Source organism: Pontibacter sp. E15-1 (assembly GCF_022601975.1).
Classification (GTDB): domain Bacteria; phylum Bacteroidota; class Bacteroidia; order Cytophagales; family Hymenobacteraceae; genus Pontibacter.
Genome location: NZ_JAKVIR010000044.1, coordinates 1 through 15,123 on the forward strand (window position 1 = coordinate 1; position 15,123 = coordinate 15,123).

Consider the following 15,123-nt stretch of genomic DNA (forward strand, 5'->3'; position numbering starts at 1 on the left):
TATTCAGAGCAAAAACAGAGCAAAAATTTCAAAATTAACAGAAACAACAAGAAGTAGTACCGTTCTGCAACGGTCTCGCGTTTTGAATCTGAAATCTCGATGGTACACAAAAAAAAAATAAAAATACGTGATGCATGGGATAAGACTCGATGCTCAAATTGCGCAAGTGCGGCAATATTAGATTCTGGAGTTGACTGGATGTCCCCTGATTTAGGAGCGGGCACAGTAAATAATGGTTATAAAAATACTTGGTTAAATCCTGATGAAAATTGGTGGACTGATCCAAATAATCCTGCTACTGGGAATGGCCTTGATGATGGCAATGGTTTTGGATTAGTTGATGATTAGAAAGGATGGAACTACACGTAAATCATTGGTTGTCAAAACAACGAAAATATAAGCATTCTTTATGACTAAGATATTAATTAGTATAATTCCTTTAGCACTGATAGTAGTGATAGCCTGCAAAAAAGAGGACTCTATTGTTCAGCAAAATATTATATTAAAGGACAAGCCTTTAGCCGAGATAAAGGCTCACATAGAAGGAGCTTGGCAATTCCATCATTCTGTTGGCGGTTTCACCGGGCAGGCGACATTTTACTATAAAAATTCCTATATAGATTTCAGAACTAATGATTCTCTCTTTTGGGTAGACGATGCCCAGGAACGGGCTAAAACAAAAATCAATTGGATAAGAGCTAAAGATGTGTATGGCGACTCTACTTATATATTAAGCTTTTATGATGTCTACAATTTCCCAGAAAGTTGGGTTGTCGAAGGAATTGAAAAAGATAGTTTGATTCTCCGTGATAATGGCGCGGATGGATTCATTCATTATTTAATTAAAAGGGACTAAATTAAAATTTAATAAAACACATTTTATGAAACACTTCTACTTAAAACACTTACTGGTTGTTGTCTTAATTATTTTCACTGGTAATCTCTATGCTCAGCAAGGTGATACACTTCATATAGAGCGGGCTCCTAATGGGAGACCAACCTTTGTAAACTTTAAGGTTAACGCCTCACCAAACCGGACACTTTCCAATAATGTAAATTTTCTAAAAAACTTACTGAAGACAAAAAGCAAGGACAACTTTCGTTTGATTAAGTCTGAAGAAGATGATGCAGGAAAGCTACACGAAACATTTAAACAATATTTTGATGGCATAGAAGTAAATCGCATCAATTACAAAATTCACTATAACAACGGAATTATCGAGACAGCAAACGGAGAGTATGCTGATATTAGCTTACTTACTACTATTCCTGCAATAGCTGAGGAAGATGCTTTAAAGAATGCGCTCTCGTATATAAATGCAAAAAAATATAAATGGGAAGATGCGGCATCCGAGCAGTTTATAAAAGAAAATAGCAACGATAAAAAGGCAACTTACTTCCCTAAAGGAGAAGTAGTCATTTGTAAAGATGTACTAAAAACTGGCAAATTATGGGTTTTAGCATGGAAGTTCAGCATATCCGCTTTAGAACCCAACACGGAACAATATGTATTTGTGGATGCTTCACAGGGCCAAATTGTTAACTATGAATCCATGATTACTGATGTAAACAGCCCTGGCACTGCACAAACACGTTATAGTGGTAATAGAAATTTAATTACAGATTCCTTCACCGGCGGTTTTAGGCTTTGGGAAATTCGGAATGGCGTTAGTGTTCAGACTTTAAATACCCAAAGAGGAAACAATTACGGCACAGCTATTGATTTTGTCGATACTGATAACAACTGGACTAGCGCCGAACATGCTAATGCTAATCGCGATCAAGCAGCTTTAGATGCACATTGGGGGACAGAAATAGTTCTAGATTATTGGCGTTCAGTCCATAATCGCAATAGTATAGATGGAAATGGATTGCGTGTGATAAATTATGTACATTACCTTAATAACTGGAATAACGCACAATGGGATGGCACCAATAGAGTGATGCGGTATGGAGATGGCTCTACATCTCCGTTAACCTCATTAGATATTTGCGCGCATGAATTTGGGCATGGAATAAATCAAGCAACGGCCAATCTAGTTTACCAAGGTGAATCAGGCGCTTTGAATGAGGGCTTTTCAGATATTTGGGGAGCTGCAGTAGAAAACTGGGCTGATCCTAGTAAGCAACATTGGTTAATAGGAGAAGCAGTGGGGGCCCCCTTTCGTTCTATGAACAATCCTTCATCTTTAACATATACTTTAGAGGATGGAACTACTGGCACTTATCCTGATACCTACTTAGGGGTGGGTTATTATCAGGGAACCGCTGATTTTGGTGGCGTTCACGTCAATTCTAGTGTTCTGAATTACTGGTTTTACCTACTGAGCCAAGGTGGTAATGGTACTAACGATATTGGTAATTTATTTAAAGTTGTAGGAATTAGCATTAGCAAAGCGGCTCAGATTGCATATCGGGCACAGAGGTTATATTTGACATCAACCTCAAATTTTTTAGCGGCGAGAAATGCTACTTTGCAAGCTGCCAGAGATTTATATTGCCCCGGCAGCTTAGAAGAAAGAGCTGTAGTAAATGCTTGGCATGCTGTAGGAGTAGGTGCGGCTTATCCCGCAGAGACTATTGCAGGAGATTTTCCAGCCAATAGTTGTGCAAATGCTACCATTAACTTTTCTGTTTCCAATCCCGTTGCTGGACTGACTTACAACTGGTCAGTCACCAGTGGACTGCAAATAGTGGGTTCTGCTACAGGAAACTCTGTCACTATCAAGGTAGTAGGTAATGGATTTCAATATGTAAATCTTAACGTATTAACAAACTGTGGAACTCTGAGAATAGCAGATAAAAAAGTAAATATTGGAGTTCGTGCTTTAACTGTTACTACTTCCGATGACCGGACACCTCAACCAAGTGGTTATACCTATCACTCGGCTTATGCAGAACTGCTTCCTAGTACTTCTCCCAGCAATTATAAGTGGTATGAGAGCGTAAACGGGCAATTTACAAACTTAGTCGCTATAGGCACAAGTTTGCATCAGTGGCCTATTCCGCCCTGCACCTCAAAATCCTACAGACTGGAAGTTACTACGTCATGCGGAAAATCGTATTGGAATGGGTATGCCTATAATTCAAACTGTGGCGGCTATACCTATACCGCTTATCCTAATCCTGCCAACGACGAGTTGATTATAGAGCGCGTGAATGGAGAACCCGAGCAAACTGACGGAACTGTCACTAGCCAACCTGAAGGAGAAATAGATTTAAAACTCTACAATCAGCTTGGAGAAGTAGTACTATCTGAAAAAAGCAGAAAAGTTAAAACTACTTTAAATACGAAAGCTTTGAAGAACGGCTTATACTATATGCATATCACGGACAAAAAGGGCGAGACCAGCAAGCAGCAAATACTAATAAGCCATTAGGAGTTCTGTGTATTTGATATAAGTCGGTGTTTCTTCAGATCAGTAAGGCAAGTGTAGGAAAGGGGGGCAGTCCGACCACCCTTTCCTACACTTGCCTTACTGATAATCTTAATTTTCCTCATCATCCTCGCTTGCAGTATTTTATTTAGCTTCTATTGCATATGCGATTATTAACTTTTATCTTTGTGTCCATTTTTCAAAGACTGGAGAATAGAATCAATTAAATAAATAAATCGCTTACAACCACCAAAAATGGACCATTTAAGTTATAAAACCCAGTATGTCAACAAGAAGTCAGCCAACAAAGGCTGGGTAATTGTGGATGCCGGGCAAGGAAGCTTGGGTCGTGTGGCATCGGAAGTTGCCAAGATCCTGAAAGGCAAGCACAAGCCTTCGTACTCTCCTCATGTTGACTGCGGAGACAACGTGATCATCATCAATGCTGATGACACGCGCTTTACAGGTCGCAAGTGGGACCAGAAGTACTACCTGACACACACTGGATACCCAGGCGGTCAGAAGAGAACTTCTCCACGCGAACTGAAGGCAAAGTCTTCTACGCTGTTAGTAGAGCGCGCTGTACGCGGCATGTTGCCTAAAAACAGATTGGGCAGCGAGCTGTTCCGCAATCTGCATGTATTTGCTGGAAGCGAGCATCCTTTTGCCGCACAGCAGCCTAATGAATTAACCCTCAATATCTAATTTAATGGAAGTTATCAATACATCTGGTAGAAGAAAAACCTCGGTGGCTCGTATCTACATGACGGCCGGGCAAGGGAATATCACTATTAACGGTAGAGATATCAAGAATTACTTCCCGAGCGAAGTACTTCAAACTATTGTGAATCAGCCGTTCAAAACCTTGGATGCAATTGGCAAATACGATGTAAATGCCAACCTGAAAGGTGGTGGTGTAAGCGGCCAGGCTGAAGCACTTAGACTTGCTATCTCCAAAGCACTGGTAGTTGAGAACGCCGAGAGCAAATCTGCACTTCGTAAAGAAGGATTCATCACGCGTGACCCGCGTATGGTGGAGCGTAAGAAGTTCGGTAAGCGCAAAGCACGTCGTTCATTCCAGTTCAGTAAACGTTAATATTAAAGGTGTATCAACAACATGGCAAGTACTAATTATAAAGAATTACTTGAGGCAGGTGTTCATTTTGGCCACCTTACCCGCAAGTGGGATCCGAAGATGGCTCCGTACATCTTCATGGAGAAGAACGGTATTCACATTATCGACCTGAACAAGACGTTGGTTTCGCTTGATGAGGCAACTGCCGCCATCAAGAACATCGCCAAGTCTGGTCGTAAGATCTTGTTCGTAGCTACCAAGAAGCAGGCGCAGGAAATCGTAACGGAAGAGGCCAAGCGCCTGAAGATGCCTTACGTGACTGACCGTTGGCTGGGTGGTATGCTGACAAACTTCGCAACTGTACGCAAGTCGTTGAAGAAGATGTCGACTATCGACAAGATGATGAAAGACCCAGAGCAGTCTAAGGCCCTTGCAAAGCGTGAGAAGCTGATGCTTTCTCGTGAGCGTGAGAAGCTTGACCGCGTATTGGGTGGTATCGCTGACCTGTCTCGCCTGCCTGCTGCACTTTTTGTGGTAGACGTTAAGCGTGAGCACATCGCGGTAAAAGAGGCTCAGAAACTGAACCTGCCCGTATTCGCTATCTGCGATACAAACTCTAACCCAGAGCTGGTAGACTTCCCAATCCCTGCAAACGACGATGCTTCTAAGTCAGTAGCCCTGATCGTATCGTTGGTAGGCAAGGCAATTGAAGAAGGTTTGTCTGAGCGCAAGGTAGACAAAGAAGAGACCGAGCGTAAGCGTTCTGAAGAAGAAGGCATTAAGGCAAAGCAGGAAGCTGACGAGCAATAAGCGCAACGTTTACTATTGCATTACAATAAACTGAACATTGGGCTCAACGCTTCAATGTTCAGTTTGTTTTAGGGCATAGTTAAGGCATCTGATAGTAGACACAGGACGCTAGACTTTTAAGGTCACCTATAGCGTTGTCGTCTATGGAAGTCTGCACTAGGCCTGAAATAAAATTCGTAATTTATAATTCGTAATTCTTAATTATAAAAAGATGGCTATTACAGCACAAGACGTTAATAAACTCCGCCAGGAAACTGGTGCAGGTATGATGGATTGCAAGAAGGCGCTTACAGAAGCTAACGGCGATTTCGAAGCAGCAAAGGATATCCTGCGTAAGCAAGGTCAGAAAATTGCCAGCAAGCGTGCCGACAACGCCACTTCTGAGGGTGCTGTGCTAACGCACGTAAGCGACGACGGCACTACTGGTATCGTCGTAGCTGTTGCTTGCGAGACTGAGCCGGTATCTAAGGTGGAGGATTTCCAGAAAGTGGCTCAGACTGTTCTGGACACTGCTGTTGCTACTAAAGCTGCAACGAAAGAAGAACTGTTGGCAACGCCACAGGCTGACGGTCGTTCGCTTCAGGACCACATCACGGACCTGATGGGTAAGATCGGCGAGAAGATCGACGTGTCTGCTTACGAGATCGTTACTGCTGAGAAAGTTGTTTCTTATGACCACTCTAACGGTAAGTTAGGTGTGTTGGTAGGTATGACAAACACTGGCGGCACAGACGTAATAGAAGTTGGCAAAGACGTAGCTATGCAAATTGCTGCCATGAAGCCAATCGCCCTGGACAAAGACGGTGTTGATTCTGCCACTGTAGAGCGCGAGATTGAAGTTGGTAAGGAGCAGGCGCGTGCTGAAGGCAAGCCAGAGGCAATGCTTGAGAAAATTGCCATGGGCAAGCTGAACAAGTTCTACAAGGAGAACACGTTGCTGAACCAGGAGTTCGTGAAAGACTCTTCTATGAACATCGCGCAGTTGCTTGACAAAACAAGCAAAGGCATGACTGTTTCTGAGTTCAAGCGTATCGCTATCGGTTAATTATAACCAGCCGCATAATAGAAAAGCCCGCCTAACAGCGGGCTTTTTTTGTTTTGTAGAAGTAGCTTAAGATTTGTGGTTTAGTTACACAACTCGCCTGCATAATTCTGATGCCCCCTATTGCGTTGGCATTTAAACCCTAATTTGATATTGTCGATCACCCACCTATCCGCCTTATACCGAAAGTCGATAATCCTTTTCTCGCCATACACTGAGTCATCCAACAACCCTTCCTGCGTTACAGCAACCCGCACAAAATCATCCGTTACTTCAGTTTGCTCAAAAGCATAGCCTCCACCACCTTCAGTTTGGTATGCAGGGCCGAACAACTCCCCTACAATCAGGAAAGGTGTTTGCGCCCACGGCTCATTGTGCTGTAAAGCGGATAGTATCTGGTTATTATATTTTGTTGCATCCTCTATCACAAAGCTATCATAGGAATCATCGTTGCTACATGCAGAAAGTAGCAGCAAAAGTGTAATAACAAGGGTTCTTAGATATCTCATTATTAAATTCCTATAACGTCTAGTGCATGAGGCGTGCGAGGCCGTAAGCCGTAGCATGGCTTATGAACCTTGTTAGCAACTGGCTTTATTTTATGGTTGCCTTTATTTGAGAATCAGATTTAATGATGGAAGTTAATGACACATCATCACTAACCTTTACTTTCACTTCAATAGCAAAGACTGCATTATTTTTAATTATCTGGTTCTCAGAAATATCAAATTCTACTATTCCGCTTCCGTCTCCTTTGGCGGCAACGCTGGTTTGGTCTGTCTCTGAGCTTAGTTGAAACTTCTCTTTCAAATCAAAAACAGCGATGTTCTTATCCACACTCTTCAAGGTGTAAGTTTTGATGATGTCAACCTTAACTGGGTTCACGCCACTGATAGGGATAATCATCGGCATTTTATGCTCAAAGCTTTCCCCGATTCTCAGCGGCGTGGCTGGGAATTGGATATCTGGCTTGACATTCTCCAAAGCGTGTTTTATCCCCTGTTTTGTCTTCTCGTCAAGCTTATCCGAGATTACTTCATTGACGTGGAATTTATATCCAGCATAGTAGCCATGAACCACTGTTCCTGAAATCGGGTTAGTCGACACATTGGCATTAGCAGTAGTTAATATATAACCATATGTCACTGTTGCTGGGATATGACCGTTTTCGGTGAGTGATTTGGTTGCAGTTGTTCTAGTCATTCTTGTAGAGCTACTACCTTCACTTGACTTCCCCTTCAAACTTGGGATTTCGCTTTGGTAAACTGTTTTGTTGGACGAGAACATGTCCATTTCAAGTTTATATGTCTTACCAGGATTGATTTTGCTTTCAAATTTGAATGTATTCTGTGAAGAACATTCAATGGAAGTCAAAAACAGAACTGCAATGATGCAGCTGATGAGGTTTTTCATATTTAATGCTTGTTGTTAACTAGCAGTTAACCATAATAAAAGCACCGATCTACCCATTTCTCCTCACTGTACTCACAAAGGCATCGCGCATGTCGTTGAAGCGGTTGAGGGCGGCCTCCAGAAACGTTTCGTCCAGCAGTTCTTTGGCGCCTACGTCGCCCATAATGTCCATCTCGCCTATTTTATAGGTCTGCTCAAAGTCGCCTTTTTCTAGCTTAATAATGTACTTGCCGTTCCAGGCCATCAGCGTGACCTTCATGTTTGGGTTGGGGATGTCTGCTACTACTCTCATGGGTATAGGATTTTTATGTATGTGGCTATTTCAAATTCTGAGTTGTCATTTCGAGCGAAAGCCAGATGACAGTTTCTTATTAATGTAGTTCTTTATTAATACTGGGTTATGCCTCCGCTTCGATGGCAATACCCATCAGTTGCATCAGTTTGCTGGCGTTAAAGCTGCGGCACAGCCCTGGAGTTAATTTATAGTCAAACCGGATCTCGTCGCCGATGATGTCGCTGTTGAAGCTGTAGTTCTGCACGCTGCCCGGCAGTTCTTCCTCCATCGCGCCCAGTTCCAGGTCGTGGGTAGAGATGAGGCCGGAGGCGTTGCGCCGGTGCAATTGCCGGATCAGCGACATGGCCCCCAGGTGCCGGTCGCGGGAGTTGGTGCCTTTCAGAATCTCATCGAGCAGGTAGAACACCGGCTCGCCCTGCTCCGTCAGTTCCAGCAGCATGCGCAGGCGCTTCAGCTCCGCGTAAAACGAGGACGTGTTCTCGGCCAGGTTGTCTACGGTGCGCATGGCCGTGTATACCTGCGCCGGGGCAACCAGGAACCTCTCGGCACACACTGGGGCACCCATCAACGCCAGCACCATGTTGATGCCCACCGTGCGCAGGAACGTGGTCTTGCCCGACATGTTGGAGCCTGTGATGACGAGGGTATGGCCCGCGCCGTGCGTGCTGAAATCGTTGGCCACAGGCCTTACCGAAAAGATAAGCGGGTGCGCCATCGTGGTTGCCCGTACCTCGAACGGTTGCTCGCTCAGTTGCGGAATGGCATACCCAGCGTGCGCGTGCTGGAAAGCCGCGATGCCTGCCAGGGCCTCCATTTCCGCCAGTATATCCAGCGATGCCTCTAGTTGGGCCAGGTACTTGTCGCGCCACTGCTCCAGCCGATACATCCACATAAAATCCCAAAGCAGGATGTTGTTCAGGAAGAAGGCCATGAGCGTGCTGAGCCGCCAGGAGAAATAGTCGATGATGTTGGCCAGTTGGAGCAGGCTGGCCGATGCCGTGGTGCCCGACTGCCGCAGCCCCTCTTGCAGTTGCTGTAGCTTGGGTGTCGTGAAGGGGTGCTGCTCCAGGTGGGTAAGTTGCCGGGTATAACTCTGCACCGCCTCGTGTATGCCCATGCTCATCTCGTAATACTCGTCGCGCTCCACCCGAAACCGGTAGGCCACCGCCCCCTGCGCCACCAGGAAGCCAACCGCGATCCAGCCGCTATACCCATAGAACCAGGCAGCGATAGCCGCCAGCGTGAGCACCGGGAGTATAAACAGCAGCGGTTTTACCCAGCGGTGCTGCCTGAAGAACGCCTTGCCCGAGAACCACTCCAGAAATTCGTCGGCTGGCCGCTGGTCGTGTTTAAAGTGCATGGGCAGCGCCAGGAGTTCCTGTAGCCAGTCGAGTTGCTGCGGCTGGGCGAGTTCGGCCACTGCCTCCTGCCGTTGCAGCACCTCTGCTGGTGCCGCCGCTGCCTGCAGCCAGTTGGCCAGCCGCGCTTTGCCAATGCTGGTTACGGCGCGGTTTATTAACTGGAACAGGGAGTTCTGCCCGAAAATGTCGAGGTCGGAGGTATAAGGGTGCTGGTCGTCGCGGAAGGCGTTGCCGCCATCGAAGGCATTTAGCTTGCCCTGCAGCCGCTCCACTTCCTGCTCATTCACTTTCCGCAGCAGCGTGAGTTGCCGATGGGCAAAGTCGAGGCGGCTGTGCCAGCGCAGCACCACCACAAACAGCGCATAGGAGAGCAGCACCGCCAGAACGCCCCCCCACATTGCCCCCATACTGAAAAAATAGTACGCCAGCACAGCGCCGCCTAAAAACACCCCTACGCGCAGCCACGATACCATACCGGACCTGGAGGCTGCCTGCTTTTCTCGCTCCGCAAATGCGCGCGCACGGGTGGTGTATAACTCTTCTCTTGATTCGATCACAGTATTCGGTTGTTTGATGTTTTGCTACACCAGCCTCACGGCATCGAACGTGGCGATGCACTTGAGCTCGATGGCGATGGGCGTGGGCAGTTTATTTACCTCCACCGTGGTGCGGCAAGGCTGGTTGTCTTTAAAATACTCGGCGTAAAGCTGGTTGTATACCGCAAAATCGTCCTGCATGTTGGTCAGGAACACGGTTATGTCCACCAGGTTTTCCCAACGCGCGCCCGCATCCTCCAGGATATACCGCACATTCCGGAACACCGCGTGGCACTGGGCCGCTATATCATACCGCACGATGTTGCCTTCGGCATCCACCTCCACCCCCGGTATCGCTTGCTGGCCCCGCTCCCGCGGCCCAACGCCCGACAGAAACAGCAGGTTGCCCACACGACGCGCATGCGGGTATAGCCCCACCGGCTCCGGGGCTTTGGATGAGTTGTGGTGTTCCGATTGTTTTGCCATAGTCAAAGATAACCGATAATGCGGATTTTTATCCTCTGTACGCACAAAAGCGAGAGAGCCGGCACATGGCCAGCTCTCTCGCTTCCTATCCGGTTAATCCCGGCTGCTTATTTTGTAAACCTCACCTCGCCGTATTTAGAGTTAATGCTTACCAGCCCCTTCGGCGAAGACCCGCCATACTCCCCTTTATAGGCTGCGGAGGTATGGCTTTTCTCCAGGGAAGTGATGTTCACCTGCGACTTGTCGTACTTAAAGTCAGCGAACTGCACGCTCACATCGAAGTTAAAGGCTGTGTTCGCGTCAAAGCTCAGGCTGATGGGCGTAAAACCGCTGTCAAGCGCGATCTTGCGGATGTTCCGACTGATGTTGTCTACTTTAAACGAGCCGTACTTCACGTCCATCTCCATCGTCTCGCTCAGGCTCCCCACCTTAAAATCGCTGAACTTGGAGGACCCGTGAAAGCCCGTGGCCCCTCCTACGTTCATGTCGGCGTAGGCTACATCAATGCTGCCGCCGTTTATATAGCCACAGGAGCCCGAGCCGTAGGCCAGCTTTACGGTATTGCCTGTATTTCCCAGCCGCTCACATTTTAAGGAACCGTGCTTCACGCTGATGTCTGCTTTGCCTTTGAAAGCGGCCAGGTATACATCGCCAAAGCTGTTCTTCACGGTGAGGGGGTTTTCTTCCGGCATGCTGATGGTATAGTTTACCTCAAAGCTCCTGCTGCCGCTTCCGGAGAAGCGCATGGGCTCGATGTCGGTTCTGAAGGAGACCGTTCCGCCTTCCCGGCTCTCCATCACTCTAATGCTGTTCAGGATTTCCTGGGCTCTGCTGTCTGTACCGGCGCGGGCGATGATATCGACTCTGACGTGCATCTCGTTTTTGTCCCAGGTGTTGATGTGCACCTTCCCGAACCTGTTCTCGATGTTGAGCATGTCGGCGCGGCTTACCTTAAATGTTTTGTCCACGAACTTGCGCTTCTCCACGTCATAGACGGCGGTAACCACATCAGGCTGTTCGGCTACCTGCGGGTGCGGGGCTGGCAACGGCTTGGGGGCGGGCTGCGGTTGCGGCACCGTTTGCTGTATCAGCAGGGCCAGCTCCTCCAGATGAGGCGCTTCCATCGGGACGGGCGACGCTACGGGGCATGGTGTTTGTGCCAATGCCGGCGTTAGTACCAGAGCAGATACAATGGTGAGCAGTAACAGGCGGCGTAGCGAATTATATACGTGTGGTATCATCTTTTTTAGGTTCTAGGTCAGGTTGTTGGTCCAATTTCTCTATTTTCTGAAGTACTTCCAGCTGTCGGTTCAGCACCCCGATCCGTATCTGCAGGTTCTGGATCATGGCACTCATTATCTCATCTGTATTCGGGTTGGTATAAAGTTGCTGCTTCAGTTGGATGTAGCTGCTGTCGAGGCGGGCCAGCTCGGCGTCAATTTCGTTTTCATCGCCTAAGCCCAGAATTTTCAGGTCGTACGCGCTCAGTTCGCTTTTCTTTTCTTTGATCTGGCTCACGTAGTATGCTTCCACCTCGGCCAACTCGGGGGCAATGCCGCTAGCGGCCGCCTGAGACATTGCCAGTATGTTGTTACTCTCGGGTGCTTGCTGCTTCATCATCAGTAGGGTCAGGCCGCAGCCCAGCAACAGCGCAATGGCAGCGGCAACCTGCATAAACAGCCTATTGGCGCTAAAACTGACGCTGTCTCCAAACGAGATGCTGATGACCTTCGCCTCTTTAGGTTTGTGCGGCAACTCCCTGCAGATGTGCTGCCACAACTCCGGCTGGGGCTCAAACACGTCGAACTCCTCGCGGTGCTCTGCTGCAAACTTTTTTAACTTATCTTCCATGGTATCAATTTCTCATTAGCCTTATTGTTTCAACCCGCAAACTGCGGCGCTTTCATAATCTCCAGCAGCTTTTTCTTCGCCCTGCTGTACTGCGATTTGGAGGTAGACTCCGTTATTTCCAGCACTTCGGCTATCTCAGCGTGGTCATACCCCTCCAGCAGGTACAGGCTCAGCACCACCCGATAGCCGTCGGGCAATTGCTGTATGGCCCGCCGCACCCGCTCCACCTGCCACTCCGTGTCATCCTCGCTTGTCTCGTCGGCCACCTCTCCCACTGTCCGCTCGTCCATGGGCACCAGTTCCGCGCGCCGCTTCCGGATGGCGGTAAGGGAGGCGTTCACCACGATCCTTTTGAGCCAGCTGCCAAACGAAGCCTCCGCCTTGTAAGTGTTCAGGTTTTTGAAGGCACTCACAAAAGCCTCCTGCAGCACGTCCTGGGCCTCGGCATAGTCGTTGGTGATGCGCATGCACACGTTAAACATAGCCTTGGAGTAAAGCTTGTAAAGCTCGTACTGCGCTCTGTGGTCGCCGCTCCGGCAGCGGTCAATCACGTGGTGGTTTACGTCCTGATAACTGAGTGTCTCCAATGTGCTCTATTTTAGCGGTTGCTCCGGACGCGCTGCGCATTCACGGCTTGCTAAGGTGCTTTTATCCTCTCTCCCAACTGGCACACTAAAGACATCCGAAAATGTGCAGGGTTGCATGGAGTTATGAAAATTTTTCCTGAATCTTTTCGTTGCTGCTGTTTCCCACACTTTCCACAAGGGACTGTGGAAAACAAAATCATACATATACTGCTCTATACCTGTGTGTTAACTAGGTATACGTCTTGATTTCATACTTACTCCTTCTCTTCTGGTGTCATTCTCCCGCCCAAATCAGGTGGGTTTTATTTCGTTATCCACATATCCACAAGCAGACTATACACAATTGTGGATAAGCATGCCTTTCTGTATGGATAGTATACCGGTCAGAAAGCAACGAAGGCCAGCCTTGTTCCCAAAGCTGGCCTTCGTTGTTTAGTTTGTGTGTTGGCACCGGGCATTTTGGCAAAACTCGCTACAAATTGTGGCACTATCTGTATAAAACCCCCGGCGCGTTACACAGCCCGACTTTATCCACAAATATGCTCCCCGCCGCTATAAGACCAATTCTGCGCAGTGCGTGCTTTGTGCAAAGGTGCTCATCCTAGCCGTTCCCCAGAGGTGGCTTTTACCTGCGCAAGTATAAGCATGATGCCTGTATATGTAGTGAAAATGGTGTTAGTCCGTGATATTAAACTTGATCCCCTGTGCCAGTGGCAGGTCGCGGCCGTAGTTGATGGTGTTGGTCTGGCGGCGCATGTATACCTTCCAGGCATCGGAGCCGGACTCGCGTCCGCCGCCTGTTTCTTTCTCGCCGCCAAAAGCGCCGCCGATCTCAGCACCAGAGGTACCGATGTTCACGTTGGCAATGCCACAGTCAGAGCCCCAATGGCCCAGAAACGCCTCCGCCTCCAGCAGGTTTGTGGAGAAAATGGCTGATGACAGCCCTTGCCGCACGCCATTCTGAATCTCGATGGCGTCTTCCACGTCGCCGCTGTATTTGATCAGGTATAAGATGGGGGCAAACGTTTCTTCCTGCACCATCTCATAGCTGTTCTCGGCCTCCACAATGGCAGGCTTCACGTAAGTGCCGGTTTCGTAGCCTGTGCCGCTCAGCACCTCGCCGCCCGTCAGCAGCTTGCCGCCTTCCTGCTGCACCTTCTTCAGCGCATCCTGAAAAGCCGCTACCGCGTCTTTGTCGATCAGGGGCCCTACCAGCGTGGTGCTGTCCAGCGGGTGACCGATGGGCAGGCTTGGGTATACCTTCAGGAGGCGCTCTTTTACCTGCGCATAGATGTTCTCGTGCACGATGAGGCGGCGTGTGGAGGTGCAGCGCTGCCCGCAGGTACCCACGGCACCAAACACGATCGCCATCAGGGCCATGTCGATGTTCGCGCTCTCGGTCATGATGATGGCGTTGTTGCCGCCCAACTCGAGCAGCGACTTGCCCAGGCGTGCGCCCACGGCCTCGCCTACTTTCTTGCCCATGCGCGTAGAGCCCGTCGCCGACACCAGCGGCACGCGCTTGTCGTGGCTCATCAGGCTGCCGATCTCAGCATCGCCGATGATGAGGTTGAAAATGCCTTCCGGCAGATCGTTCTCGGCCAGCACGTCGCGGATGATGTGCTGACAGGCCACACCCGTCAGCGGTGTTTTCTCCGACGGTTTCCAGATCATCACGTCGCCGCACACGGCTGCCAGCATGGTGTTCCAGCTCCAAACGGCTACCGGGAAGTTAAACGCCGAGATGATGCCCACGATGCCCAGCGGATGGTACTGTTCGTACATGCGGTGCTGAGGGCGCTCCGAGTGCATCGTCAGGCCATGCAACTGGCGCGAAAGCCCCACGGCAAAGTCGCAGATGTCGATCATCTCCTGCACCTCGCCAAGGCCCTCCTGCAGTATTTTGCCCATCTCATAGCTCACCAGTTTGCCCAGGGCCTCTTTGTGGTGGCGCAGTTTGTCGCCAATCTGCCGCACCACATCGCCGCGCTTAGGAGCCGGCACCTTGCGCCATACCTTAAAGGCCTCCTGTGCTGTTTCCACTACTTTGTTATAGTCTTCGGCAGAGGCTATGTTTATCTTCGCTATCAGCTGCCCGTCGGCTGGGGAATGGATACTGCGTGTGGTGCGTCCCTCCTGCCCGCCCCAGGCCAGGCCAGTGCTGTAGGCGGGGTTGTTTTCTTTAATGCCGAGCTCATGCAGCACATCGCTTATTTCCTTGTTCATCGGAAGTGCGTCTATGGTCTGTTTCATATTATTTTTTCTGTTAGAAGTGAGACAAATGAATAGG

At 48.8% G+C, this 15,123-nt stretch carries 16 protein-coding genes; 7 read left to right on the forward strand and 9 right to left on the reverse strand.

All coding sequences use genetic code 11. The features are described 5' to 3' along the window. Positions 1-99 precede the first annotated feature (99 nt). The 7 genes from MKJ04_RS21900 to tsf all read left to right on the forward strand — a co-directional run bounded on the left by MKJ04_RS21900 (position 100) and on the right by tsf (position 6,307). Positions 100-348, forward strand: coding sequence for a hypothetical protein (locus MKJ04_RS21900; protein WP_241644207.1), 249 nt, complete (start codon positions 100-102; stop codon positions 346-348). A gap of 61 nt (positions 349-409) precedes the next feature. Beyond that, complete coding sequence (locus MKJ04_RS21905) at positions 410-856, forward strand: hypothetical protein (protein WP_241644208.1); 447 nt, start codon at positions 410-412, stop codon at positions 854-856. A 25-nt stretch (positions 857-881) separates the two neighbouring features. Beyond that, the gene (locus MKJ04_RS21910) at positions 882-3,380 is read left to right on the forward strand and encodes a M4 family metallopeptidase (RefSeq protein WP_241644209.1); all 2,499 of its coding nucleotides are present in this window, start codon (positions 882-884) and stop codon (positions 3,378-3,380) included. Between the two features lie 252 nt (positions 3,381-3,632). Further along, positions 3,633-4,082, forward strand: coding sequence for a 50S ribosomal protein L13 (gene rplM, locus MKJ04_RS21915; protein ID WP_241644210.1), 450 nt, complete (start codon positions 3,633-3,635; stop codon positions 4,080-4,082). Positions 4,083-4,086: 4 nt separating this feature from the next. Then, complete coding sequence (rpsI, locus tag MKJ04_RS21920) at positions 4,087-4,473, forward strand: 30S ribosomal protein S9 (protein WP_241644212.1); 387 nt, start codon at positions 4,087-4,089, stop codon at positions 4,471-4,473. Between the two features lie 21 nt (positions 4,474-4,494). Next, positions 4,495-5,262: a 30S ribosomal protein S2 gene (rpsB, locus tag MKJ04_RS21925; RefSeq protein ID WP_241644214.1), complete on the forward strand. Its 768-nt coding sequence runs from the start codon at positions 4,495-4,497 to the stop codon at positions 5,260-5,262. Between the two features lie 211 nt (positions 5,263-5,473). Next, entirely contained in the window at positions 5,474-6,307 is an 834-nt protein-coding gene (gene tsf, locus MKJ04_RS21930; protein ID WP_241644216.1) for a translation elongation factor Ts, read from the forward strand. 80 nt (positions 6,308-6,387) lie between these two features. Here tsf and MKJ04_RS21935 read toward each other — a convergent pair whose 3' ends face one another. The 9 genes from MKJ04_RS21935 to MKJ04_RS21975 all read right to left on the reverse strand — a co-directional run bounded on the left by MKJ04_RS21935 (position 6,388) and on the right by MKJ04_RS21975 (position 15,086). After that, positions 6,388-6,813: a hypothetical protein gene (locus MKJ04_RS21935; RefSeq protein WP_241644218.1), complete on the reverse strand. Its 426-nt coding sequence runs from the start codon at positions 6,811-6,813 to the stop codon at positions 6,388-6,390. Between the two features lie 85 nt (positions 6,814-6,898). Beyond that, positions 6,899-7,717, reverse strand: coding sequence for a hypothetical protein (locus tag MKJ04_RS21940; RefSeq protein ID WP_241644220.1), 819 nt, complete (start codon positions 7,715-7,717; stop codon positions 6,899-6,901). A gap of 49 nt (positions 7,718-7,766) precedes the next feature. Then, positions 7,767-8,009, reverse strand: coding sequence for a hypothetical protein (locus MKJ04_RS21945; RefSeq protein WP_241644222.1), 243 nt, complete (start codon positions 8,007-8,009; stop codon positions 7,767-7,769). 106 nt (positions 8,010-8,115) lie between these two features. Next, positions 8,116-9,930, reverse strand: coding sequence for a MutS-related protein (locus tag MKJ04_RS22920; RefSeq protein WP_241644224.1), 1,815 nt, complete (start codon positions 9,928-9,930; stop codon positions 8,116-8,118). 24 nt (positions 9,931-9,954) lie between these two features. Then, positions 9,955-10,395 (reverse strand): RidA family protein, encoded by a 441-nt coding sequence (locus tag MKJ04_RS21955; RefSeq protein WP_241644226.1) that lies wholly within the window; start codon positions 10,393-10,395, stop codon positions 9,955-9,957. 107 nt (positions 10,396-10,502) lie between these two features. Further along, on the reverse strand, positions 10,503-11,636 hold the full coding sequence (locus tag MKJ04_RS21960; protein ID WP_241644227.1) for a DUF4097 domain-containing protein: 1,134 nt from the start codon (positions 11,634-11,636) through the stop codon (positions 10,503-10,505). After that, positions 11,617-12,246 (reverse strand): hypothetical protein, encoded by a 630-nt coding sequence (locus MKJ04_RS21965; protein WP_241644229.1) that lies wholly within the window; start codon positions 12,244-12,246, stop codon positions 11,617-11,619. Before MKJ04_RS21965 ends, MKJ04_RS21960 begins: the two co-directional genes overlap by 20 nt. 29 nt (positions 12,247-12,275) lie before the next feature. Further along, positions 12,276-12,833 carry an RNA polymerase sigma factor gene (locus MKJ04_RS21970; protein WP_241644231.1) on the reverse strand — a complete coding sequence of 186 codons (558 nt, stop codon included), beginning with the start codon at positions 12,831-12,833 and terminating at the stop codon, positions 12,276-12,278. A gap of 675 nt (positions 12,834-13,508) precedes the next feature. Further along, the gene (locus MKJ04_RS21975; RefSeq protein WP_241644233.1) at positions 13,509-15,086 is read right to left on the reverse strand and encodes an aldehyde dehydrogenase family protein; all 1,578 of its coding nucleotides are present in this window, start codon (positions 15,084-15,086) and stop codon (positions 13,509-13,511) included. Between the last annotated feature and the right edge of the window lie 37 nt (positions 15,087-15,123).